The sequence below is a fragment of the Yersinia massiliensis CCUG 53443 genome (genome assembly GCF_000312485.1).
GTDB classification, from domain to species: domain Bacteria; phylum Pseudomonadota; class Gammaproteobacteria; order Enterobacterales; family Enterobacteriaceae; genus Yersinia; species Yersinia massiliensis.
In genome coordinates this window covers 141,965-165,739 of the sequence record NZ_HE997645.1, presented here as the reverse complement: position 1 = coordinate 165,739, position 23,775 = coordinate 141,965, and the positions used below count along the sequence as shown (strand labels likewise).

Here is a 23,775-nt window from a genome sequence, read left to right as displayed (position 1 = left end):
AAATTATCTCCGGGTCTTGCCGTCAGAAGTGGCTAATGCCTGATACATTTCTGGACGACGATCGCGGAATAAGCCCCATGAAGCGCGTTGAGCGGCAATTTCCTGTAAATCGAACTCATGCACCAACACGGTTTCATCGGTTTTGTTGGCTTGAGCCAGCAGGGCACCCGTTTGGTCGGCGATGAAAGAAGAGCCGTAGAAGGTCATTTCCAGACCATCAATAAACTTGCTCTTTTCAGTGCCAATACGGTTAGAGGCAATCACTGGCACCAGATTAGCGGCGGCATGGCCTTGCTGGACACGGGTCCAGTGTGGCTGGCTGTCGATTTCAGGGTAAGCGGGTTCAGAGCCGATTGCTGTTGGGTAGAAGATGATCTCTGCACCAAGCAGTGCCAAGCTACGAGCTGTTTCAGGGAACCATTGATCCCAACAGATGCCAACGCCAACTTTAGCGTAACGGGTCTGCCAGACTTTAAAACCGGTGTCGCCTGGGATAAAGAACTGCTTTTCTTGATAGGCAGGGCCATTTGGAATGTGAGTTTTACGATAAACATCCAACACAGCGCCATCGGCATCGATCATGACCAGCGAGTTGTAATATGCATTGTTGGCTTTCTCAAAGAAACTCAGTGGCAATACCACTTGCAGTTCAGCCGCTAACTGTGAGAAATGCTGGATCAATGGGCTGTTATCCAGCTCTTGCGCCAATGCATAGTGTTCTGGGCTTTGATCAATACAGAAATAAGGTGCGGCAAACAGTTCCTGAATTAGGATAATCTGTGCGCCCTTGGCATGCGCCTGACGAACCAGCTTCTCCGCATTTTCAATGTTCTTTGGCAGGTCCCAAGAACACGCCATTTGAGTCGCAGCAACAGTCACTTTTGTCATGAGAAAACCTCAATAAATGTAAAAAACACCCGTGTAGGGTGTGCAATATTTTGAGCCGCCGATTGGCATAACGAGAGTATACAATTCCGTGGACGTGGGTGCCATGATCGACGTGAATGGCCTGTTCAGTCTGTGGCAACGCTAAGCCGAGAGCAACTGCGGGCAGATAAAAATAGCCTACTTAGCCCGCTTGCTCATCAAACCAACTTTCCAAAATAATAACCGCAGAAGCGGCGTCAACACTGCCTTTATCTAATGCACGGTAGCCGCCACTATCAAACAAATTGGCGCGAGCCTCGACGGTGCTGAGTCGTTCATCCTGTAAGGCTATTTGTACACCAAAGCGGCCATGCAGGCGATTAGCAAACCGACGCGCACGGGCGGTGAGTGGTTGTTCGGTGCCATCCATATTCAGCGGTAAGCCGACGACGACCAAATCAGGTTGCCACTCTTTGAGCAGTTTTTCGACCTTCTGCCAGTCTGGGGTGCCATCTTGAGCTTTAAACGAAGTCAATGCTCTGGCTGTCCCTGTGACCTCTTGACCAATAGCCACACCGATACTTTTGGTGCCGAAATCAAAGGCAATAATAGTGCGATTAGCCATTAAGCGTGCCCTGCTTGTGGCGCAATATTGAAGATATTGATGCCCAATTTATTGGCGGCGGCTTGCCAACGCTCAGCTATCGGGGTGTGAAACAGAATGTCAGTATCAGCTTCAATCGTCAGCCAAGCATTATCGAGTAACTCTTGCTCTAACTGTCCTTGCTGCCAACCAGCATAGCCGAGCGCCACCAAGAGATTTTTAGGCTGTTCAGCAGTACCGAACGTTTCTAGCACGTCTTTAGACGTGGTTATCATCGTATCGGATGAGATAGAAATACTGGAGCTGAAGCCCCCACGTGGCGAATGCAGGATAAACCCACGATCTTCTGCCAGCGGCCCACCGGCCAATACCGGTTTATCCAAGCGTATTGCAGGATCTCGTGGGGAAGGGGTGATTTTCAATTTTTCCAGTACAATTTCGACGGTAAATTGTTCCATCGGCCGATTAATCACCAAACCCATTGCCCCCTCATCGTTATGCTCGCAGATATAAATAACTGAGCGCATAAATTGCGGGTCCTGCAGTGAAGGCATAGCGATAAGAAAATGATGCTGTAAATTCATTAGGTTATGTCGTGGGTTCGCTGAGTTGAAGGATGAGTTTAGGTCAGTATGCGGATAAATGCAGATAATGTCACCCTCCCCCTTCGTACTTGAAGCGGCAGCGGTGTTAGCTGCGCTCGTGCACCCGAATCACTGACCTGAGTCAGCTCATCGGGATTTTCTCGCTGGCTGCCTTGCTGTCACTCCAAGTACTTTGGGGGAGTATGGATACTTGAAGCGGCAGCGGTGTTAGCTGCGCTCGTGCACCCGAATCACTGACCTGAGTCAGCTCATCGGGATTTTCTCGCTGGCTGCCTTGCTGTCACTCCAAGTACTTTGGGAGAGTATTGGATACTTGAAGCGGCAGCGGTGTTAGCTGCACTCGTGCGTCTGGAATACTTGGAACCGCAGGGTTGTTAGCGGCGGCTCCAAGTTTTTAGGGGAGGGCGTTGAGGCTACTTATTGGCCAAACGGACTTCAATGGCATCCATCAGCATGCCGGTAATCGAAACGTCTGGGAAAGCCGCTTCAATTTCACGTATACAGGTTGGGCTGGTGACGTTAATTTCAGTCAGGCGATCGCCGATAATATCCAATCCGACAAAAATTAAGCCTTTCTGCTTCAATACCGGCGCCACGGCACGGGCAATCTTCCAATCGCTTTCACTCAATGGACGCGCTTCACCACGGCCACCCGCAGCCAGATTCCCTCGGGTTTCACCCTGAGCAGGGATACGCGCCAAGCAATAGGGTACTGGCTCGCCATCAACCACTAAAACACGCTTATCACCCTCTTTAATGGCTGGCAGGAAGTTCTGCGCCATACAGAAACGGCTACCCAACTCGGTCAGCGTCTCAATGATAACGGACAAGTTAGGATCATCCTGCTTAACACGGAAAATGGAGGTCCCACCCATGCCATCAAGAGGCTTCAAAATGATATCACCGTGTTCCTGATGGAATTGACGGATATGATCTTTGCTGCGGCTGACCAGTGTATCGGGCGTCAACTCAGGGAACCAAGCGGTAAACAACTTCTCGTTACAGTCGCGCAGGCTCTGCGGCTTATTCACCACTAAGGTGCCTTTATCTTCCGCACGTTCCAGAATATAGGTGGCATAAATAAACTCAGTATCAAACGGAGGATCTTTGCGCATCAGAATGACATCAAGATCATGCAAAGGCAGATCTTGCTCTGCGCCAAAGCTGAACCAGTCATCTTTATCTTGCTTCACACTGAGTAGGCGGGTACGTGCACGGCCATCGCCACCCCGTAGATAAAGATCGCCCATTTCCATGTAATGCAATTCCCAGCCACGGCGCTGTGCTTCCAACAGCATGGCGAAGCTGGAGTCTTTCTTGATATTGATGGACGAGATAGGGTCCATTACGATGCCGAGCTTGATCATTATTCTCTCCTAATGGGAACGAATTATCCCAGATCGCCAAATCGCACTTGCAAAGCGGTAATTGCGGTAAGGGCAGTAGTTTCGGTACGCAGAACTCGCGGCCCTAGCAGGATATCAGTAAATCCGAGGCGCGAGGTCATGGCAATTTCATCGCCAGAGAGGCCGCCTTCCGGGCCAATCAACAAACGCACTTTGTTGAGTGACGAGGGGAGGGTATTAATACTGTTGCTGGCGCGAGGATGCAAATTCAGCTTTAGGCTGTCATCTTGCTCGGCACACCAGTCGGATAACGACATGGCATTGCGAATTTCTGGCAGGGTATTACGGCCACATTGTTCGCAGGCGGCGATGGCAATTTTTTGCCACTGCTGGATTTTTTTCGCCAAACGCTCACCCTCCAGCTTAACGCCGCAGCGCTCAGAGAACAGTGGCGTAATCACGTTGACACCTAGCTCAATGGATTTCTGTACCGTGAACTCCATTTTTTCGCCACGAGAAATGACCTGACCGAGATGTAAATTCAGCGGGGACTCTCGACTTTCCAACTGCCCTTCAGCGAGACGGACAACCACGTTTTTTTTGTCCACTCGGATGATTTCTGCGAAGAACACTTGATTGCTGCCATCGAATAATTGCAGGTTTTGCCCTTCACCCATCCGAAGCACTCGGCCCACGTGATTGGCGGCTTCATCACTTAGCGCAAGTTCGGTATTCGCCTGCAAAGGTTGCGGATGATAAATGCGGGGTATACGCATGGGTTGCCCTAAGTCCTGAAACGAAAACAAACCGTGTGGCAGATTGAGCCGCACGAAATTAATAAGTGACTAAGGATAACAGAGACAGGGAAGCCTCATCCAATCGAAAATTCTCTCCTGCCGCAATCCTATTTATCAGGAGGATAGAACGATTTGGATTGATTGACCAATATACCCTCGTTAGCTTTTTCGTTGCTGGCAAGCCTGTTGTACATAAGGATTATGGTTCCCCTGAGTTTTCGCGACACGCTCATCACGCAGACATTCCCAACTTGTGACCGGATACTGACGATTCCAGACATCAAACAGCTTGCTTTGTTGGCTGGAAAGACGCAGTTGGTACTGATCGCGCATATAAAAATAGGTACGTGCGATTGCACCGCGTGCACGGGCAGGAGGCTCTGCAATCTTATTTTTAAAATCAACTTTCATCTCACATTGGCCGTATTGGCCGTTGCCACCATTCCATTGTGAATACATGAAATTATTACGATCGCCATTCACCTCGCCTATCGCGGGTTGAAGATTGTGTAAATCGGTCTCGATTTGGCGGTAAACCGGATCTTTCGTGCAATTCTTACGGCCACCTTGCTGCCAGCATTGGCGCTGGTGGCCAAATTGCCATGCAGGAACCACATGCTCCCATTCAATTCGTGTAGCACGTTGGACGTTTTTTCTGGCTTGATAGCCGCAGCTTTTGAGGTCAGGCACCCCTTTTTTACCTTGCCAGTCAATTTTGCAGCCGCAATAAAAACTGCCCGGCGCATCTTGGTGGATTTTAGCCGCCACTGTTTTTGCCTGAGAAAAATTATTAATGCTTTGGCTGTAACCCGTGAGTGGAAGCAAAGGGGAGGAGATAACCAGTAGAAACAGAATTTTGCGTAACATATCTCAAAACAGCCTGATAATGAAAAGCAGGCAGGTTATAGAAAATGTTTATGGATGGCAAGTTAACACGCTGTTTTATAACAAGTAACGCGAATTCCTAACAGCTTTTCACTGCAATAAACTGTAGCTTTTCTCCGCATTGACGGCAGCGATACTCGCTCTCACCGCGCTGCACTTTATTGTGCCGGCGAATGGTTAGGGCGTGTTGTTGGCATTTACATTGATAATTGAACGTCTTACTGCGCACTGACGTCACTTCAAATTGATGAGTTCGGCTGGCAGGAACTTGCAGGACATGCTCCATCATCCAGCGCCACTCTTTGCCATGGGGAGAGACGCGACCAAACTGACGATAAACCAACAGATGTGCCAGTTCATGCGGTACGACTTCATCGATAAAAGTGTGTTGATTTTCCAGCAATAAGATTGGATTAAGGCGAATTTCGAAGGCTTGCAGATAGGCGCTACCCGCGCTAGTACCACGCTGGTAATAGTTTATTTTTGGCTCTGGATAAGCGGTGCCAAGATGCTGATTCGCCAGTTGCAATTTGTGGCGTAAACAGCGCATGACGGCTTGTTGTAACGCGATGGGGATTCTTCGAGTGCTCATATTGCGGAAGAATAAAACGGTCGATAACCAGATGCAAGCCAGTCAGGAGCACTATTTTTTAATGGATCAATTATTCAATGGATCAATATACAAAAATATATAATATAAAAACATATATCGAAATGGTGCATTAGGAGTGCATATGGACGGCGATAAAACGATCAGCATGGATTTGATGAGGCAGGCGGCATCCCAAGCTTGCGATGCATTGCGCATTTTGGCGAATGAAGATCGATTGCTTCTGTTGTGCCAACTGAGCCAAGGAGAGAGGGCAGTGGGTGAATTGGAAGCGGCGCTGGGGATCCGCCAACCGACGTTATCGCAACAACTGGGCGTACTGCGCAGTGATGGGGTGGTCAATACACGCCGTGATGGTAAGCGAATATTTTACTCGATTGCCGATAGCAAGGTATTGGCGTTGCTTGAGGTGCTTTATCAGCTTTATTGCCCGCAGGAGAAGGAGGGCGTATGAACGTCGATTGGGCTAATTTTACCCCCTATAGCGCACTGATGGGAGGGGCGTTATTAGGGATAGCAGTGACCGTTCTATTGTTATGGAATGGCCGAATTGCGGGCATCAGCGGCATTCTGGGTGGTTTGCTGCAACCTAAAGCAGGGGACGTTGCTTGGCGAGTGGTGTTTATTCTCGGCCTAATGGCCTCTCCCTTGGTTTACTCGTTATTCACTGAATTACCTCCGATTGAGATTGAAGCTGATTTACCCATATTGGTGTTGGCTGGCTTACTGGTGGGGATCGGGACGCGCTATGGCGCGGGGTGTACCAGTGGTCATGGTGTCTGCGGGTTAGCGCGTTTCTCGCTGCGTTCATTGGTGGCGACACTCAGTTTTATGTTTGCTGGTTTTATCACTGTATGGCTTGTTCGGCATCTTTTCGCTTAGCAAATAAGCAGATTGAGGAAGGGACATGAATTTGTTTTTTGCATTCCTGGCAGGGCTACTTTTTGGGGTAGGCTTAATTATCGCGGGTATGGCTAACCCAGCAAAAGTACTCAGTTTTCTTGATATTGGCGGTCAGTGGGATCCTTCGCTGGCACTGGTGATGGTATCAGCGGTGGTGATTGCTACGTTTGGCTTTGTTTGGGGGAAAAAGCGTCAAACCAGTTTGCTTGGACAACCATTACATTTGCCCACATCGACCCGTATCGATAAACGCTTAATTGGCGGTAGCGTGTTATTCGGTATTGGCTGGGGTTTAGCGGGTATTTGCCCTGGGCCAGCGCTGGTATTAGTGGGGGCAGGGACATTCAAAGGCATACTCTTCATGGCCGCAATGCTGGCTGGAATGGCCATTTTTAGCTTGATTGAAAGCTATCGTCAGCGCTAATTTTCATGCATAAAAAACCCCGCAGCGCGGGGTTAATGTCATTCAAATGTGCGGACTAAAACTTATTTTAGGCCAGCAGCATCGCGCAGTATTGCGGCTTTGTCGGTTTTTTCCCAAGGGAACTCTTCACGACCAAAGTGACCATAAGCTGCGGTGGCTTGATAGATCGGATGCAGCAGATCTAACATCTGAATCAGGCCATAAGGGCGCAGTTCAAAGAACTCGCGCACCAGCGTAATCAGTTGATCCTCTGAAACTTTCCCAGTGCCGAATGTTTCCACCATGATGGATGTTGGCTCTGCCACACCGATGGCGTAGGACACTTGAATTTCGCAACGATCGGCCAAGCCGGCAGCAACGATATTTTTTGCAACATAACGCGCGGCATAAGCGGCTGAACGGTCGACTTTGGATGGATCCTTACCCGAGAATGCACCGCCACCGTGGCGCGCCATACCGCCGTAGGTATCAACGATGATTTTACGACCAGTCAAACCGCAGTCACCCATTGGGCCACCGATAACGAAACGGCCTGTCGGGTTAATGTGATACTTAGTGCTGGCAGTGAGCCATTCCGCAGGTAGAACCGGCTTGATGATCTCTTCCATCACTGCTTCTTGTAAATCTTTCAGGCTGATGTCTTCAGAATGCTGAGTTGACAAGACGACTGCGTCAATACCGACGATTTTGCCTTCGTCATACTGGAAAGTAACTTGGCTTTTTGCATCGGGGCGTAACCACGGCAGAGTGCCATTTTTACGAACCGCAGCTTGGCGCTCAACCAAACGGTGAGCATAGGTAATGGGTGCTGGCATTAAAACGTTGGTTTCGTTTGTGGCATAACCAAACATTAAGCCCTGATCACCCGCGCCTTGTTCCAGTGGATCAGCACGGTCAACACCTTGATTGATGTCTGGTGATTGCTTACCGATTGCGCTTAATACCGCGCACGAGTTGGCGTCAAAACCCATCTCAGAATTTACATAACCGATTTCGCGTACAGTACGACGAGTAATCTCTTCGATATCTACCCATGCGTTAGTGGTGACTTCACCACCCACCAATACCATACCCGTTTTGACATAGGTCTCGCAGGCAACACGTGCTTTTGGATCTTGCTCAAGAATTGCGTCAAGAACAGCGTCTGAAATCTGATCAGCGATTTTATCCGGGTGCCCTTCAGAGACAGATTCCGACGTAAATAAATGTTTAGCCATTATTTTCTTTACCTTGAATACAAGTGAGAAGTCACTGCATAACGTGTCAGCGAAATAACAGAAAGTCATGCAAATGCAAACTTTTTGCAGTCTAACGCTAAACAACGCCCCTTTAGGCAAAGCCTTTAGCAGTCTATCTATTTGAAACCGTTAACGTTGATAACGTAACGGGTACTTTAACCATTAAAATCTGTGGATGTATTAACATCTAGACGTCTATTTTAGGACAGGTTTTGCCCTTAATGCCAGCCCTTTTTTCATTGAGAGATTTCTTGTTTCTATTGTTCTTAGGTTTATTTACCGCTTGATACAGTTGCAGGCTATTTTCATTTTGCATTTTGCTCGCGTTATAGGTATAAACTGCGCGCGCAGCTTATTTGATACGCAATGATGAAGATGGCAGAAGATGGCATTCGCTCATTGCTCGGTTTTTAGTGTTTTGCACTTCAGTTTTGGCTCTCAGTACTCAGGGGCGCTAATCAGCAGGCGAGCATTTAAAAGCGACGTCATCAAACTGTTACCTAAATTGTCTATTAATAAAGTCTTGTCCGTTCATTGTGAACGGCATGCGTGGAGGTGGTTGGATTAATGATCCGTTGTCTACTGGTTGCTGCACATCAACAGCTACGTCATTCTGACGTTCAATCCCCTTTTGCAACCTCCCTTTCTAGTACGCCATCAACCCGATGTTACACCCACATGGGTGCGACTCAGGATTCTCGGGCAGGTTAATCACCGCCTGAAGCACTGAATCTGACCAGCCAAATAACTTTGCGGCTTATCCGATTCACAAAATCTCAATACGTATTTACAGTCCAACGTATTTTACATTTAACCGTGTTTTACCCTTTGGGTAATGAATAGCTGAGTGATAAACCGCTTGTGGTTCGCGCTTTTTAGCGAATTATTCTGCCATTTTGGCATTCACGCGGGTTGTCCTGGCTGGTTGTAGCTGCGATAGTGGCTGACTTTATCGTCAGTATCGCAATAGAGGCGAATTATGTCTGATGATAACTTGATTGACCGTCCGTCAACTGCGGGCGCACCTGTTTCTTTACGCTCCATGCAGGAGGTTGCCATGAATGATCGTAATGCCAGCAAGATGCTGAGCACGTATAACGTCGCCTACTGGGGTGGCAACTATTATGACGTCAATGAGTTAGGTCATATCAGCGTTTGCCCTGATCCAGATGTCCGTGAAGCACGTGTCGATCTGGCACAACTGGTCAAAGGAATGCAGCTTGAGCAGGGGCAACGTTTGCCTGCGTTATTCTGTTTCCCCCAAATTTTACAGCACCGTCTGCGCTCAATTAATGCTGCATTTAAACGTGCGCGTGAATCTTTTGGCTATGAAGGTGATTACTTCCTGGTTTACCCGATTAAGGTCAACCAGCATCGGCGGGTCATTGAGTCCTTAGTCAGCTCAGGTGAGCCGTTAGGGTTAGAAGCCGGTTCTAAAGCTGAAATGATGGCGGTGCTGGCCCATGCAGGCATGACCCGCTCGGTCATCGTTTGTAATGGCTACAAAGATCGCGAATATATTCGTTTAGCATTAATTGGTGAAAAGCTGGGCCATAAGGTTTATCTGGTTATCGAAAAGATGTCAGAAATCAAAATGGTGTTGGAAGAAGCTGAACGCCTGAATGTGGTACCACGTTTAGGTGTTCGTGCTCGCTTGGCATCGCAAGGCTCTGGCAAATGGCAAGCCAGCGGTGGTGAAAAATCTAAGTTCGGTTTGTCAGCGACCCAAGTGCTGCAACTGGTTGATATGCTTCGTGAAGCCAATAGTCTGGATAGTCTGCAATTATTGCATTTCCATTTAGGCTCTCAGTTGTCCAACATCCGCGATATCTCCACTGGCGTGCGTGAGTCTGCGCGTTTCTATGTGGAACTGCACAAATTAGGCGTCAATATCCAGTGCTTCGATGTGGGTGGTGGTCTGGGTGTGGATTACGAAGGGACACGCTCTCAATCCGATTGCTCAGTGAACTATGGCTTAAATGAATACGCCAACAACGTTATCTGGGGGATTGGTGATGCCTGTAATGAGCATGGTCTGCCACACCCAACCGTTATCACGGAATCGGGTCGTGCAGTGACGGCTCACCATACGGTGCTGGTATCGAATGTTATCGGTGTGGAACGCAATGAGTTCAACGAGCCGCAACCACCAGCAGCCGATGCCCCGCGTGCGCTAGAAAGCTTGTGGGATACGTGGCTGGAAATGCAAGAGCCAGAAAACCGCCGCTCGTTGCGTGAATGGCTCCACGATAGCCAGATGGACTTGCACGACGTTCATACCCAATATGCTCACGGTATGCTGGAATTGACGCAACGTGCTTGGGCGGAAGAGCTGTATCTGAGCATTTGCAATGATATCCAAAAGCAGCTTGATCCGAGCAACCGTGCGCATCGGCCGATCATTGATGAGCTGCAAGAACGTATGGCTGACAAGCTGTATGTCAATTTCTCGTTGTTCCAATCCATGCCCGATGCATGGGGCATCGATCAGTTGTTCCCAGTCTTGCCATTGGAAGGGTTAGATAAGCCGCCAGAACGCCGCGCTGTGTTGTTAGATATTACTTGCGATTCAGATGGCACTATCGATCATTATATTGATGGTGATGGGGTCGCGACGACCATGCCAATGCCGCCTTACGATGCAGAGAACCCACCGCTGTTGGGCTTCTTTATGGTCGGCGCGTATCAGGAAATTTTGGGCAATATGCACAATTTGTTCGGCGACACGGCCGCAGTTGATGTTTATGTCTTCCCTGATGGCACGGTTGAAGTTGAGCAAACCGATGAAGGCGATACCGTTGCGGATATGCTCGAATACGTTCAATTGAATCCTGAGAAGTTGTTGGCTCATTTCCGCGATCAAGTGAAACAAACCGATCTGGACACCGAGCTTCAAGCTCAGTTTATGGAAGAGTTTGAAACGGGCCTGTACGGATATACGTATCTCGAAGATGAGTAAGTATTAACAGGTTTCGAAAATGACTTAAGGGCAAACGTGAGTTTGCCCTTTTTGTTTTTATGGTCACTGGCGATTAACCCATTCTCAACCACACTCATAGTAATGACTTAAATGATGATGGTGTGGGTTAATAGGGGGCTTTCATGGGGTGGTTTAGCGTTTGTAAGGCGAATTACGTCAAACCGGATTTTCCTTTTTCTGCTCAGGTTGATGAGCAGAGAATTGGTATCTATCTGGTTGATGGTGAGTATTTTGCGATGGAAGATATCTGCCCTCATGCTAATGCATTATTAAGTCAGGGCTTTACTGACGGCGCGATCATTGAATGCCCCTTGCATGGCGCGTTGTTTGATGTCCGGACGGGGCAGTGCCTGCGTGAGCCTGGCGATAGAGACTTAGCGATTTATCCGGTGCGGGTGAATGGCGATCAGATTGAAGTTAATCTCGATGTGGAAAAATAGCTAAGTGGGAATATAGCTAAGAGACCCAAGCAAAGACTCATACCACGATAGCGAGATCTGAATCAGTGAGGACAGTCAGAAGAGTAAAGCGTCCGCGCCAAGGATGGCGCGGCTCGAGCCTCCATGGACGGATTCACGGCGTCTTTACGATCTGCCTGTTTTCACTGCACCAGACACTGTGTCAAAATTTTACGCCCCAAGAGTGGGGCGTTTTGTCTTTATCTGCGGAACGAATTTATTTCTCGGTCGCAATTCGCTGACGAATATGATCGGCGCGGGCTTGGGATGAAGGGTGGTCGTCGAACATGGTGCTGGTACGACCTGCATCCATGGTGGCCAATTTCTCAAAACTGGTGACTAAACCATTGGGATCAATACCCTGCTTTTTCAGCAAATCAAATGAGTAATCATCCGCTTCACTTTCTTGTTTCTGAGAAAATTGGGCGTTGACCAGCTTCTCGCCAATATCCGCTAATTGGGATTGAGAAAGTTGACCTGCGATACCGCCAGCGGAGGCCGCAGCAGTACGCAGTGCGGTCGTGCCGTAGGCCACCTGCATCGCTTTACGGGTATGACCCAAGGCTACATGGCCCATTTCATGGCCAAGCACACCTTCCACTTCATTGTCGGTCATCATGTCCATCAGACCGCTATAGACACGAATACACCCATTAGCCATCGCCCAAGCATTCACATCTTTCGTCACGTAAACCTTATAGTTGGCTGGTGTACCATTGATGTTATTGCCTAATGCAGCAGAAATTTTCGCCAGACGTTTACCGTAAGTGCTATCTGCTGGGGCGATCTGTGCTTTCTGATCCATTTCTGAGCAAGATTTTTCACTGAGATTTTTTACATCAGCATCACTTAGGGTTGCCGCTTGAAACGCTTGAGCACCCGACTGCATTAAGCCATCAGTATTCATATTTTGACAGCCGCTAAGCAGGGCTGTCAGGCTCAGTGCAATCATAGAGGTACGAATTTTCATAACACTTTTTCCTGTGGTGATGTCATTTTTATCATTCAATAGCACCGTTCTAACTGCGCCGATAACGCATCACGAGTCGTTATCTATTCACGGCACTTCGCCGATAGATGCTGCGACACTCTTACCATCTATTGCATTAATAGCTGTTGAATCGACGTCGGTTGTTCTACTCTGTCGGCAATAGGTTTTGCCCAAAGTTGTTGTTGTCGCGTGAAAGTTGTTGTTGTCGCATGAAAGTTATTGTTACCCCGTGTGGGTTTGCAGATTTGTTTGCAAAAACGAGCACTTTCGGTCCCTTGAGTGTTGATTCGCTCAGTGTGGCTAAGAACGCAGTGAGGTTAACGTGCCTTGGGCGTTACAGCTATAGCTTAATTCTGAAATTCAGCAGACTCCATTCGTCATTAATATGGAAGTTATAGCTCATTTGGTTTTAGTGATTGCCGTTTCAATGTTTGATCTGAGAAAATGGTAAACTTGAACGCTTTTTTTAATCCGACCTGGAGTAAAACATGTCCTCTCGTAAAGAGCTTGCCAACGCGATCCGCGCACTAAGCATGGACGCAGTGCAAAAAGCGAATTCCGGCCACCCCGGTGCCCCTATGGGTATGGCAGATATTGCCGAAGTTCTGTGGCGTGATTACCTGAACCATAATCCAACCAACCCACACTGGGCAGATCGCGACCGTTTCGTCTTGTCAAATGGTCACGGCTCCATGCTGATTTATAGCTTGTTGCACCTTACTGGCTATGATCTGCCGATGGAAGAACTGAAAAACTTCCGCCAATTGCACTCTAAAACGCCAGGTCACCCAGAATATGGTTATACCGCAGGCGTAGAAACCACCACGGGTCCATTGGGTCAGGGCATTGCGAATGCTGTTGGTTTTGCGATTGCAGAACGCACGTTGGGCGCGCAGTTTAACCGCCCTGGTCATGACGTTGTCGATCATCACACCTATGCCTTTATGGGCGACGGTTGCATGATGGAAGGCATCTCTCACGAAGTTTGCTCTCTGGCTGGAACCATGAAGCTGGGCAAACTGACCGCGTTCTATGATGACAACGGTATCTCTATCGACGGCCACGTTGAAGGCTGGTTCACTGATGACACTGCAGCCCGTTTTGAAGCTTACGGCTGGCACGTTGTGCGTGGTGTTGATGGTCATAACGCTGACGCCATCAAAGCGGCCATCGAACAAGCCCACAAAGTGACAGACAAACCGTCACTGTTGATGTGCAAAACCATCATCGGTTTTGGTTCGCCGAAGAAAGCCGGTACGCATGACTCACACGGCGCACCATTAGGTGCGGATGAAGTGGCTGCGACTCGCGAAGCTTTAGGTTGGAAATACCCAGCATTCGAAATTCCACAGGATATCTATGCCGCGTGGGATGCAAAAGAAGTCGGTCAGGCAAAAGAAGCGGCTTGGAACGAGAAGTTTGCCGCTTACGCGAAAGCACACCCAGAGTTGGCTGCTGAGTTCAAACGTCGTGTTAGCGGTGAGTTACCTGCTAACTGGGCGACTGAGTCGAAGAAATTCATTGAAGAGTTGCAAGCAAACCCAGCCAAAATTGCTAGCCGTAAAGCATCACAAAATGCGCTGGAAGCTTTCGGCAAAGTGTTACCTGAATTCTTGGGTGGCTCTGCTGACCTGGCACCAAGTAACCTGACTATCTGGTCCGGTTCTAAATCACTGGGCGATGATCTGGCCGGTAACTACATTCACTACGGTGTCCGTGAATTTGGTATGTCAGCCATCATGAACGGTATCGCTCTGCACGGCGGCTTTATCCCTTACGGCGCAACCTTCCTGATGTTCGTGGAATATGCACGTAACGCAGTGCGCATGGCCGCATTGATGAAAATCCGCAGCATCTTCGTTTATACCCATGACTCAATCGGTCTGGGCGAAGACGGTCCAACCCATCAGCCTGTTGAGCAAATGGCCAGCCTGCGTGTGACACCAAACATGAGCACATGGCGTCCTTGTGACCAAGTTGAGTCTGCGGTGGCATGGCAGTATGCATTGGAACGTAAAGACGGCCCAAGCGCACTGATCTTCTCGCGTCAGAACTTGGCACAACAGCCACGTACTGCTGAGCAATTAGCTAACATCTCTAAAGGCGCTTACGTGCTGAAAGATTGTGCTGGCCAACCTGAGCTGATCTTTATCGCAACCGGTTCTGAAGTTGAATTGGCTGTCGCTGCTGCCGATCAATTGACTGCTGCTGGCCGTAAAGTGCGTGTTGTCTCTATGCCATCAACAGATGCTTTCGACAAACAAGATGCGGCTTACCGTGAATCCGTATTGCCATCAGCGGTTAGCGCTCGCGTCGCGGTGGAAGCGGGTATTGCTGATTACTGGTACAAATACGTTGGCCTGAATGGCGATGTTGTGGGCATGCATTCCTTCGGTGAATCTGCTCCAGCGGAATTGCTGTTCAAAGAGTTTGGTTTCACCGTCGAAAATGTGGTGGCAAAAGCTCAGGCACTGTTGAAGTAATCTTCGAGAGAAAGCTAACGGCTTGATTAATACGAGCCGTTATTAAGATAGCCAAAAGGTGTAAACGCTGATGAGAATCGAGGTAATACACCTGTTAAAAGACCGCTTCGGCGGTCTTTTTTTTCGCCAATTGATGGATGAATTGTGCCCTTTATCAGGCAGATATTCCTTTTCTGATAAGTTTGGTTTATTCTGGCTGAAGCGTTTCAGTCATAATTCGTTTTCCGTTTCAGCTCAAATTTGCTGAGGAAAAAGTCAGGTGTATTCTGGCTGAATTGTGATAAGGCGATTAACATCTTAGGGTGCAGTGCAGTAGGCTATAGGGTTGCATGATAATAACCAGAAACAGGGAGTAACATGACAATCCGCATAGCGATAAATGGCTTTGGCCGCATTGGCCGTAGCGTTTTACGCGCACTGTATGAATCAGGTCGTCGGGCAGAAATTTCTGTTGTTGCGATTAATGAGTTGGCGAATGCAGAAGGGATGGCCCATCTGTTGAAGTATGACTCCAGCCATGGCCGCTTCGCCTGGGATGTTCGTCAGGAATGTGACAGTTTATACGTCGGGGACGATACCATCCGGTTGGTACATCAGCCAGAGATCGGGCAATTGCCTTGGGGTGAGTTAGGAATTGATGTGGTTCTGGATTGCAGCGGCGTGTATGGCAGCCGCGCAGATGGTGAGGCGCATTTAACCGCGGGTGCCAAAAAGGTGTTGTTTGCCCATCCCGGTGGCCATGATTTAGATGCGACCGTGGTTTATGGTGTTAACCATCAGGATTTACAGGCTGAGCACCGGATTGTTTCCAACGCTTCCTGTACCACGAACTGTATTATTCCTATTATTCAGTTGTTGGATGATGCCTATGGCATCGAGTCTGGCACTGTGACCACCATTCATTCATCAATGAATGACCAGCCCGTGATTGATGCTTATCATCAGGATTTACGTCGTACGCGAGCAGCAAGCCAGTCCATTATCCCCGTCGACACCAAACTGGCGGCAGGGATTACCCGTATTTTTCCGAAGTTTTGCGACAGGTTTGAGGCTATCTCGGTACGGGTACCAACGATCAACGTGACGGCTATCGATTTAAGCGTTAGCGTGACAAGCCCTGTTGGCGTGGCTGAGGTTAACCAGCTTTTGCAAAAGGCAGCAAGAGGCTCATTTCGTGGTATAGTTGACTATACGGAATTACCCTTGGTGTCGACTGATTTTAACCATGATCCGCACAGTGCTATTGTCGATTGCACGCAGACGCGGGTCAGTGGGCAGCACCTAATTAAGACATTGGTATGGTGCGATAACGAATGGGGTTTCGCCAATAGAATGTTGGATACGACATTGGCGATGGCTCGAAGTGGTTTCTAGTATGGTATGCCAACGTCTTATTTTTCCGTGGGTTACTGCGGTTATATCTGCGTTGATGTGCAGCTTATGCAACTTTAAAGAGAATCAACAAGAGGATTCACCATGTCTGTAATTAAGATGACCGATCTGGATCTGGCTGGCAAACGCGTGCTGATCCGTGCGGACCTCAATGTGCCGGTAAAAGAGGGTAAAGTGACTTCTGATGCGCGTATCCGTGCATCACTGCCGACCATTGAAACAGCACTGAAGCAAGGTGCTAAAGTAATGGTTACCTCTCACTTGGGTCGCCCGACCGAAGGCGAGTACAACGAAGAGTACTCCTTGCTGCCAGTCGTTAACTACCTGAAAGACAAATTGTCTGCTCCGGTACGTCTGGCGAAAGACTATCTAGACGGTGTTGAAGTTGCAGCTGGCGAGTTAGTGGTGCTGGAAAACGTTCGCTTCAACAAAGGCGAGAAAAAAGACGACGAAACGTTGTCCAAAAAATACGCTGCACTGTGTGACGTGTATGTAATGGATGCGTTTGGTACGGCTCACCGTGCGCAAGCGTCTACTCATGGTGTGGGTAAATTTGCCCCTATCGCTTGTGCCGGTCCGCTGTTGTCAGCCGAACTCGAAGCACTGGGTAAAGCACTGGGTAACCCAGCTCGCCCAATGGTTGCTATCGTGGGTGGTTCTAAAGTTTCAACCAAACTGACTGTATTGGGTGCGCTGTCTAAAATTGCGGACCAACTGATTGTTGGTGGTGGTATCGCCAATACCTTCGTTGCTGCTCAAGGTAACAATGTTGGTAAATCACTGTACGAAGCAGACCTGATTCCTGAAGCAAAACGCTTGCTGGAAACTTGTGATATCCCTGTTCCAACAGACGTTCGTGTTGCGACCGAGTTCTCTGAAACGGCGACTGCAACACTGAAACCAGCTAATCAAATTAAAGATGATGAGCAAATTCTGGACTTGGGCGACGTGTCTGCGGAGCGTCTGGCTGAGATCCTGAAAAACGCCAAAACCATTCTGTGGAATGGCCCAGTGGGTGTGTTTGAGTTCCCTAACTTCCGTAAAGGGACCGAGATTGTCGCTCGCGCTATCGCAGAAAGCGAAGCATTCTCTATCGCAGGCGGTGGTGACACGCTGGCAGCAATCGACCTGTTCGGTATTGCTGACCAAATCTCCTACATCTCTACGGGCGGTGGTGCATTCCTTGAGTTCGTAGAAGGGAAAAAACTGCCAGCGGTTGTGATGCTGGAAGAGCGTGCTAAGCAGTAATTGAGATAACGGGGGGCGAGAGCCGCCCGTTTCGCTTATGGTTTATACCGCTAGATAAGCGAAACCTGATTTACCTTTAGGGCCTATCCCATCGGATAGCTGCTATCTTCAGTCGACGAAACAGGACAACGTACATGTCTAAAATTTTTGATTTCGTAAAACCAGGTGTCATCACAGGTGATGACGTTCAGAAAGTGTTCGCAGTAGCAAAAGAAAACAACTTTGCTCTGCCAGCAGTCAACTGTGTTGGCACCGACTCTATCAACGCAGTGCTGGAAACAGCAGCCAAAGTGCGCGCGCCAGTTATCGTTCAGTTCTCTAACGGTGGTGCAGCATTCATCGCAGGTAAAGGCGTGAAAGCAGAAGGCCAAGGCGCTGCTATCCTGGGTGCTATCTCAGGCGCTCACCATGTACATCAAATGGCTGAACACTATGGCGTTCCTGTCATTCTGCATACCGACCATTGCGCGAAGAAATTGCTGCCATGGTTAGACGGTCTGTTGGACGCAGGCGAGAAACATTTTGCCGCGACCGGTAAACCACTGTTCTCTTCTCACATGATTGACCTGTCAGAAGAGTCCCTGGAAGAAAACATCGAAATTTGCAGCAAGTACCTGACTCGCATGGCGAAATTGGGTATGACACTGGAAATCGAACTGGGCTGTACTGGCGGTGAAGAAGATGGCGTGGACAACAGCCATATGGACGCATCTTCTCTGTATACTCAGCCACAAGACGTTGATTATGCATACGAAAAACTGAATGCAATCAGCCCACGTTTCACCATCGCGGCTTCTTTCGGTAACGTACACGGTGTTTACAAACCAGGTAACGTGAAACTGACCCCGACTATCCTGCGCGATTCTCAGGATTATGTTTCTAAGAAACATAACCTGCCGCACAACTCCCTGAACTTCGTGTTCCATGGCGGTTCAGGTTCGACTGCTGCTGAAATCAAAGAAGCGGTCAGCTACGGCGTAGTGAAAATGAATATCGACACCGACACCCAATGGGCAACGTGGGAAGGTATTCTGAACTACTACAAAAAGAACGAAGGCTATCTGCAAGGCCAACTGGGTAACCCAGAAGGTGCTGATAAGCCGAACAAGAAATACTACGATCCACGTGTATGGCTGCGTGCTGCACAGGTAACTATGATCGCTCGTTTGGAAAAAGCATTTGAAGAACTGAACGCGAAAGACGTTCTGTAATTCGGTACTGCTTCACTCGATATACAAAAGGCCCTTACTTAAGGGCCTTTTTTCGTTTAAATAAAGCTGACTGGATGCGAAGTTGAGACTTGCTGTCCCGTAAGGCGTTATTCATCTTCGACGATACTTTTCATCCTCATCCAGCGTTATCTAAATTGGCAACACTCTTCATTGTTAGTTACCCTATTTGGGCTGCCTGATTTATCAGCCAGTATTTTGCGGTGATTTTTTTGCGTAATCTCTCCCGCTGGGAGCTTTTGTAGGATGGTTCAAATGGAAGAATTAAACGTAGTTGACGGCATCAATGAAGCGAGTACTTGGTTAGTGAATAACCAAGATTTACTGATTCAATATGCAGTGAATCTTGTTGCGGCACTATTGATTTTGACGGTCGGTTCAATCATCGCTAAGGTTGTTTCGCGAATGCTTGCGCGGGTGATGAAGCTACGGGGCATTGATGTCACTGTTGCGGATTTCTTGGCCGCAATGGCGCGTTATAGCATTTTGGCTTTCACTATCGTTGCGGTACTGGGGCGTCTTGGTGTACAGACGGCATCAGTCATTGCCGTTATTGGTGCAGCCGGCTTAGCTGTAGGTTTGGCGCTGCAAGGCTCGCTATCCAACTTTGCCGCCGGTGTGTTGCTGGTTGCTTTCCGTCCGTTTAAAGCGGGCGAATATGTCGATTTGGGCGGCGTAGCGGGGACCGTGGAACAGGTACAGATATTCTCAACAACCTTACGTACCGTTGATGACAAAATCATCGTCGTGCCTAATGGCAAGATTATCGCCAATAACATCATCAATACCAGCCGTGAACCAAACCGCCGCACTGATATGGTTATCGGCGTAGCTTATGACGCCGATATTGATGTAGTAAAGAAAGTACTGGGTGACATCATCGCTGCTGATAAACGCGTGATGCAGGATAAAGGTGTGACGGTTCGTCTCAATGAGATGGCGGCATCCTCACTGAACTTCACGGTGCGAGTCTGGACCACCAATGGCGACGCGGCAGATGTTTACTGGGATCTGCTGGAGAACTTCAAACGTGCATTGGATGCCCATAAAATAGGTATTCCATTCCCGCAGATGGATGTGCATTTACATCAAACCGCCAAAGCGGAATCTAACCCGTCCGCATAACGACCGGAACGCGGTAAATCCTGTCAAAGCGGGCTGATATTGGCCCGTTTCTTTTGACTTCTTTTTGTCGATACCTCCCTCTCTATCCATTATTAGCTTTACTTATAGTTGATAAGAATTATCAATTTCCTCTGATGATTATCTCCACGTACTATGCTGCTAATGGCTCGCCAAACTCCTATGCTATTTCCAATTATTATTTAAAGGTAACAGTATGTTAGCTGTGTTTTTGCAAGGCTTTGCTCTCAGTGCCGCGATGATTTTGCCCCTCGGGCCGCAAAATGCCTTCGTGATGAATCAGGGTATCAAACGTCAACATCACTTAATGAGCGCATCGTTATGTGCCTTGAGCGATATCATCCTCATTTGCGCTGGGATTTTTGGCGGCAGCGCATTACTTAGCCGCTCACCATTACTCTTAGCCTTGGTGACTTGGGGTGGGGTGGTTTTCTTGCTGTGGTACGGCTGGGGTGCACTCGTTGCTGCTTGGCGGGGGGAGAATGCCGCATCTTCTAGCGCGACAGGTGTACAAGGGCGCTGGCCTATCGTGGTGACATTGCTGGCGGTCACTTGGCTCAACCCTCACGTGTATCTCGATACGTTTGTGGTGTTAGGTAGCTTAGGAGGACAGCTATTACCTGATGTGCGTCCGTGGTTTGCGCTAGGGGCTGTGAGTGCCTCTATCGCTTGGTTTTTCGCACTGGCGCTGTTGGCGGCATGGTTATCACCTTGGCTTAATCGGCCCACCTCGCAGCGGATCATTAACTTACTGGTGGGGGGCGTGATGTGGTTTATTGCCTTTCAGTTAGCACTGCAGGGGCTAAATCTGTGAGTTTTTATCATTAATCCGAATCCCATACTCTGGAAGATATGCTACGTTTGATGGGTTAGTGGATTACCGATGGCACATTAATCACTCTGCCAATATGATTCTCGCAAGTGTAATTAACTGCAAATATATTTGTGGCTGCTTGGATTCACTGGTTATCTGACTGACGTAGACTGATTTGTCATGCATTTCTTAGGAGGCACCGTGAAGTTGAAGACATTGGCTTTGGCCGCAATGATGGGATTAGGGACGTTACCTTTGGCACTGCAAGTTCAGGCTGCCGAAGTGCCAGAAGGGCCGCATGTTGTCACCTCCGGTACGGCCAGTGTGGATGCTACACCGGATATTGCGACTATCGCCATTGAGGTGAGTGTATCGGCCAAAGATGCGGCAGACGCCAAAAAACAGGCAGATACTCGCGTTGCACAATATTTTGATTTCCTGCGTAAAAGTGGCATTGAAAAGAAAGATATCAATGCGGCGAATATTCGCACACAACCTGAATATGACTATCAGAAAACCGGCGAAGCGGTATTAAAAGGCTACCGTGCGGTGCGTCAAGTTCAGGTAACGCTTCGTCAGTTGGACAAGTTGAACGAGTTGTTGGATGGGGCATTAAAATCAGGTCTGAATGAGATCCGTGCGGTCGAACTCGGCGTCGCAAATCCAGAGACTTATCGTGAACAGGCCCGTAAAAAAGCCATTGAAAACGCCATTAGCCAAGCCGGTTCTTTAGCCGACGGATTTAAGGTCAAGTTGGGGCCTGTTTATAGCATTCGCTATCATGTCGCGAACTACCAGCCAATGCCGGTAGCACGTATGTTTAAGAGCGCTGAAGCGGCACCTGCCAACGATGCAGCTCAAACCTACGAGCAACAGACCATTCATTTCGATGATCAAGTCGATGTGGTGTTTGAGCTGCAAACAGCGACCAGCGCCGCTAAATAATTCAATCCTGCCTTAAGACCTGACGCCCATAAGATAAAAGGGCGTCAGTGACTTTTCTCATTGTGCGACTTTCTGGTGCAAAGCGGTGCCAGAACAACATCCGCCGCTGGCGTAAACCCGGAGTCAGATCGATTAGCTCACCTGAGGCCAACTCTTTTTCGATTTGCAGATGAGGGATCATACAGCAGGTGGTGCCTTGCCTTGCCAACTGAACAAAGGCTTCCGATGAGTTAACGATATGGCAGGGAACGCTGCCAGGCGATAAATCAAAATTCTGCTGTAAAAATGCCTGATGCATATCATCCAAATGGTCAAAGGCCACGGCTGGTGCTTTCAGCAGAGCCGAGCGGGTGACGCCATTGGGAAAATAACGTTCCGCGAAGGGCTTTGAGGCAACAAACAGATAATCCAACGCCCCCAATTGATCGACCAAACAGCTTGGCAATGGTTGCGGTTGGATACTGACGGCCCCCACCACTTCACCACGGCGCAATCGCTCCTGCGTTCGCGTTTCATCTTCGACCTGTAAATTTAGCCGAATAGGGGAGTCGGCCAGTACCGGCTTTAATGCGGGCAACAGCCAAGTTGCCAGACTGTCGGCGTTTACCGCCAAAGACAACAGCAACGGTGTATCTACCCCAGTATCATTGCCGAGCCACTCTTCTTCCAACAATTCAACTTGATGCAGCAACGCGAGCAATTTCTGCCCTTGCTCAGTCGGACGAGGGGGAACGGTGCGCACTAACAATGGCTGACCGAACAGATTCTCCAACTGCTTGATGCGTTGAGATACCGCCGATTGTGTGATGCAGAGTTTTTGTGCAGCGCGTTCAAAACCGCGTTCACGGATCACCGCGTCCAGCGCTTGTAGCGTACGGTAGTCTGGGCGTTTCATCGGAGTCATCTCTCCAAAAATTTAGTCGATAGGGCACTATGCCACATTTTGGTCATTTTGTTTTGGCTGATGATGAAAGTCCCCGCCACAAATAAACCGATATAACTGTGATCCAGCTAGAAATAACCGCGTCCTATGCCTGTTTTATTGCGGCGTTTTATTCTGCGCATGTTCTATAATGGATTCAGTTTTTCATCTCATAGGCAGTGACTCACCATGACTCAGGACGAACTAAAAAAAGCAGTGGGCTGGGCAGCATTAGATTATGTCAAGCCTGGCACTATCGTAGGCGTAGGGACGGGCTCCACCGCCGCGCACTTTATTGATGCCCTTGGTTCCATCAAAGATAAAATTGAAGGAGCCGTTTCCAGCTCTGATGCCTCTACCGCCAAACTAAAAAGTTACGGTATTCAGGTCTTTGATTGCAACGAAGTGGATGTACTGGATATCTATGTTGACGGCGCTGATGAGATCAACGGCCATATGCAGATGATCAAAGGCGGTGGCGCGGCGCTCACGCGCGAGAAAATTATTGCGGCCATTGCACGTAAGTTTATTTGTATCGCAGATGCGACCAAACAGGTGGATGTGCTGGGTAAATTCCCGCTGCCAGTCGAAGTGATCCCAATGGCGCGTTCTTACGTCGCCCGTGAACTGGTTAAGCTGGGTGGGTTACCTGAATATCGCCAAAATGTGCTGACCGATAACGGTAACGTTATTTTAGATGTCCACAATCTGACGATTCTAGATGCCATTGCTTTAGAGAATAAAATCAATGGTATTGCCGGTGTGGTGACGGTTGGGTTATTTGCCAACCGTGGCGCTGATGTCGCGCTGATTGGCACCGCTGATGGTGTTAAAACGATAACGCTCTGATCGGCCAAATCAATCGGCTAAATTATTTTCAGGATAAGGTGC

24 protein-coding genes are annotated in these 23,775 nt (G+C 48.7%); 14 read left to right on the top strand and 10 right to left on the bottom strand.

Going from position 1 to position 23,775, the window contains the following annotated elements; translation table 11 throughout:
- Nucleotides 1-3: 3 nt before the first annotated feature.
- From aguB to BN68_RS13300, 7 genes are all read right to left on the bottom strand, one after another.
- Nucleotides 4-888, bottom strand: a complete 885-nt coding sequence (gene aguB / locus BN68_RS13330) for an N-carbamoylputrescine amidase (protein ID WP_019211652.1) — start codon at nt 886-888, stop codon at nt 4-6.
- A gap of 181 nt (nt 889-1,069) precedes the next feature.
- Nucleotides 1,070-1,492, bottom strand: a complete 423-nt coding sequence (gene ruvX, locus BN68_RS13325; protein ID WP_019211651.1) for a Holliday junction resolvase RuvX — start codon at nt 1,490-1,492, stop codon at nt 1,070-1,072.
- The gene (locus tag BN68_RS13320) at nt 1,492-2,055 is read right to left on the bottom strand and encodes a YqgE/AlgH family protein (RefSeq protein ID WP_042806752.1); all 564 of its coding nucleotides are present in this window, start codon (nt 2,053-2,055) and stop codon (nt 1,492-1,494) included. The genes ruvX and BN68_RS13320 overlap by 1 nt, the downstream gene beginning before the upstream one ends.
- Before the next feature lie 434 nt (nt 2,056-2,489).
- Nucleotides 2,490-3,443, bottom strand: coding sequence for a glutathione synthase (gshB, locus tag BN68_RS13315; protein WP_019211649.1), 954 nt, complete (start codon nt 3,441-3,443; stop codon nt 2,490-2,492).
- A 23-nt stretch (nt 3,444-3,466) separates the two neighbouring features.
- Complete coding sequence (gene rsmE / locus BN68_RS13310) at nt 3,467-4,198, bottom strand: 16S rRNA (uracil(1498)-N(3))-methyltransferase (protein ID WP_019211648.1); 732 nt, start codon at nt 4,196-4,198, stop codon at nt 3,467-3,469.
- 180 nt (nt 4,199-4,378) lie between these two features.
- Nucleotides 4,379-5,086: a deoxyribonuclease I gene (gene endA, locus BN68_RS13305; RefSeq protein ID WP_019211647.1), complete on the bottom strand. Its 708-nt coding sequence runs from the start codon at nt 5,084-5,086 to the stop codon at nt 4,379-4,381.
- A gap of 97 nt (nt 5,087-5,183) precedes the next feature.
- A complete protein-coding gene (locus BN68_RS13300) occupies nt 5,184-5,696 on the bottom strand; it encodes a SprT family zinc-dependent metalloprotease (protein ID WP_019211646.1) in 513 nt (170 codons plus the stop codon).
- 142 nt (nt 5,697-5,838) lie between these two features.
- Here BN68_RS13300 and BN68_RS13295 point away from each other — a divergent pair, with 142 nt between their 5' ends.
- Genes BN68_RS13295 through BN68_RS13285 form a run of 3 tightly spaced genes read left to right on the top strand, consistent with a single transcriptional unit; the run spans nt 5,839 to nt 7,041 of the window.
- Nucleotides 5,839-6,168 carry an ArsR/SmtB family transcription factor gene (locus BN68_RS13295; RefSeq protein WP_019211645.1) on the top strand — a complete coding sequence of 110 codons (330 nt, stop codon included), beginning with the start codon at nt 5,839-5,841 and terminating at the stop codon, nt 6,166-6,168.
- Complete coding sequence (locus tag BN68_RS13290; protein ID WP_019211644.1) at nt 6,165-6,596, top strand: YeeE/YedE family protein; 432 nt, start codon at nt 6,165-6,167, stop codon at nt 6,594-6,596. The genes BN68_RS13295 and BN68_RS13290 overlap by 4 nt, the downstream gene beginning before the upstream one ends.
- Before the next feature lie 25 nt (nt 6,597-6,621).
- The gene (locus BN68_RS13285; RefSeq protein ID WP_019211643.1) at nt 6,622-7,041 is read left to right on the top strand and encodes a DUF6691 family protein; all 420 of its coding nucleotides are present in this window, start codon (nt 6,622-6,624) and stop codon (nt 7,039-7,041) included.
- Nucleotides 7,042-7,103: 62 nt separating this feature from the next.
- Here the strand turns inward: BN68_RS13285 and metK are convergent, their stop codons facing one another.
- Entirely contained in the window at nt 7,104-8,258 is a 1,155-nt protein-coding gene (metK, locus tag BN68_RS13280; RefSeq protein WP_019211642.1) for a methionine adenosyltransferase, read from the bottom strand.
- A 588-nt stretch (nt 8,259-8,846) separates the two neighbouring features.
- On the opposite strand from metK, the gene BN68_RS24660 reads away from it, so the two are divergent.
- The 3 genes from BN68_RS24660 (at nt 8,847) to BN68_RS13270 (ending at nt 11,699) form a co-directional block, all read left to right on the top strand.
- Complete coding sequence (locus tag BN68_RS24660; protein ID WP_419835451.1) at nt 8,847-8,990, top strand: hypothetical protein; 144 nt, start codon at nt 8,847-8,849, stop codon at nt 8,988-8,990.
- 268 nt (nt 8,991-9,258) lie between these two features.
- Nucleotides 9,259-11,238 carry a biosynthetic arginine decarboxylase gene (gene speA / locus BN68_RS13275; RefSeq protein ID WP_019211641.1) on the top strand — a complete coding sequence of 660 codons (1,980 nt, stop codon included), beginning with the start codon at nt 9,259-9,261 and terminating at the stop codon, nt 11,236-11,238.
- Between the two features lie 143 nt (nt 11,239-11,381).
- A complete protein-coding gene (locus BN68_RS13270) occupies nt 11,382-11,699 on the top strand; it encodes a non-heme iron oxygenase ferredoxin subunit (protein ID WP_019211640.1) in 318 nt (105 codons plus the stop codon).
- 235 nt (nt 11,700-11,934) lie between these two features.
- Here BN68_RS13270 and loiP read toward each other — a convergent pair whose 3' ends face one another.
- Complete coding sequence (loiP, locus tag BN68_RS13265) at nt 11,935-12,687, bottom strand: metalloprotease LoiP (protein WP_019211639.1); 753 nt, start codon at nt 12,685-12,687, stop codon at nt 11,935-11,937.
- 509 nt (nt 12,688-13,196) lie between these two features.
- Between loiP and tkt the strand changes: the two genes are divergently transcribed.
- The 7 genes from tkt (at nt 13,197) to BN68_RS13230 (ending at nt 21,962) form a co-directional block, all read left to right on the top strand.
- Nucleotides 13,197-15,191: a transketolase gene (gene tkt / locus BN68_RS13260; RefSeq protein ID WP_019211638.1), complete on the top strand. Its 1,995-nt coding sequence runs from the start codon at nt 13,197-13,199 to the stop codon at nt 15,189-15,191.
- Between the two features lie 357 nt (nt 15,192-15,548).
- Nucleotides 15,549-16,565: an erythrose-4-phosphate dehydrogenase gene (epd, locus tag BN68_RS13255; protein ID WP_019211637.1), complete on the top strand. Its 1,017-nt coding sequence runs from the start codon at nt 15,549-15,551 to the stop codon at nt 16,563-16,565.
- Between the two features lie 102 nt (nt 16,566-16,667).
- Complete coding sequence (pgk, locus tag BN68_RS13250; protein WP_019211636.1) at nt 16,668-17,831, top strand: phosphoglycerate kinase; 1,164 nt, start codon at nt 16,668-16,670, stop codon at nt 17,829-17,831.
- Nucleotides 17,832-17,965: 134 nt separating this feature from the next.
- Nucleotides 17,966-19,042, top strand: a complete 1,077-nt coding sequence (gene fbaA / locus BN68_RS13245) for a class II fructose-bisphosphate aldolase (RefSeq protein ID WP_019211635.1) — start codon at nt 17,966-17,968, stop codon at nt 19,040-19,042.
- A 273-nt stretch (nt 19,043-19,315) separates the two neighbouring features.
- Nucleotides 19,316-20,185 carry a small-conductance mechanosensitive channel MscS gene (mscS, locus tag BN68_RS13240; protein WP_019211634.1) on the top strand — a complete coding sequence of 290 codons (870 nt, stop codon included), beginning with the start codon at nt 19,316-19,318 and terminating at the stop codon, nt 20,183-20,185.
- Nucleotides 20,186-20,399: 214 nt separating this feature from the next.
- The gene (gene argO, locus BN68_RS13235; RefSeq protein WP_019211633.1) at nt 20,400-21,017 is read left to right on the top strand and encodes an arginine exporter ArgO; all 618 of its coding nucleotides are present in this window, start codon (nt 20,400-20,402) and stop codon (nt 21,015-21,017) included.
- Between the two features lie 201 nt (nt 21,018-21,218).
- The gene (locus tag BN68_RS13230) at nt 21,219-21,962 is read left to right on the top strand and encodes an oxidative stress defense protein (protein WP_019211632.1); all 744 of its coding nucleotides are present in this window, start codon (nt 21,219-21,221) and stop codon (nt 21,960-21,962) included.
- Nucleotide 21,963: 1 nt separating this feature from the next.
- Here the strand turns inward: BN68_RS13230 and BN68_RS13225 are convergent, their stop codons facing one another.
- The gene (locus BN68_RS13225; RefSeq protein ID WP_019211631.1) at nt 21,964-22,857 is read right to left on the bottom strand and encodes a LysR family transcriptional regulator ArgP; all 894 of its coding nucleotides are present in this window, start codon (nt 22,855-22,857) and stop codon (nt 21,964-21,966) included.
- A gap of 216 nt (nt 22,858-23,073) precedes the next feature.
- On the opposite strand from BN68_RS13225, the gene rpiA reads away from it, so the two are divergent.
- A complete protein-coding gene (rpiA, locus tag BN68_RS13220) occupies nt 23,074-23,733 on the top strand; it encodes a ribose-5-phosphate isomerase RpiA (protein ID WP_019211630.1) in 660 nt (219 codons plus the stop codon).
- The last annotated feature ends 42 nt before the right edge of the window (nt 23,734-23,775 follow it).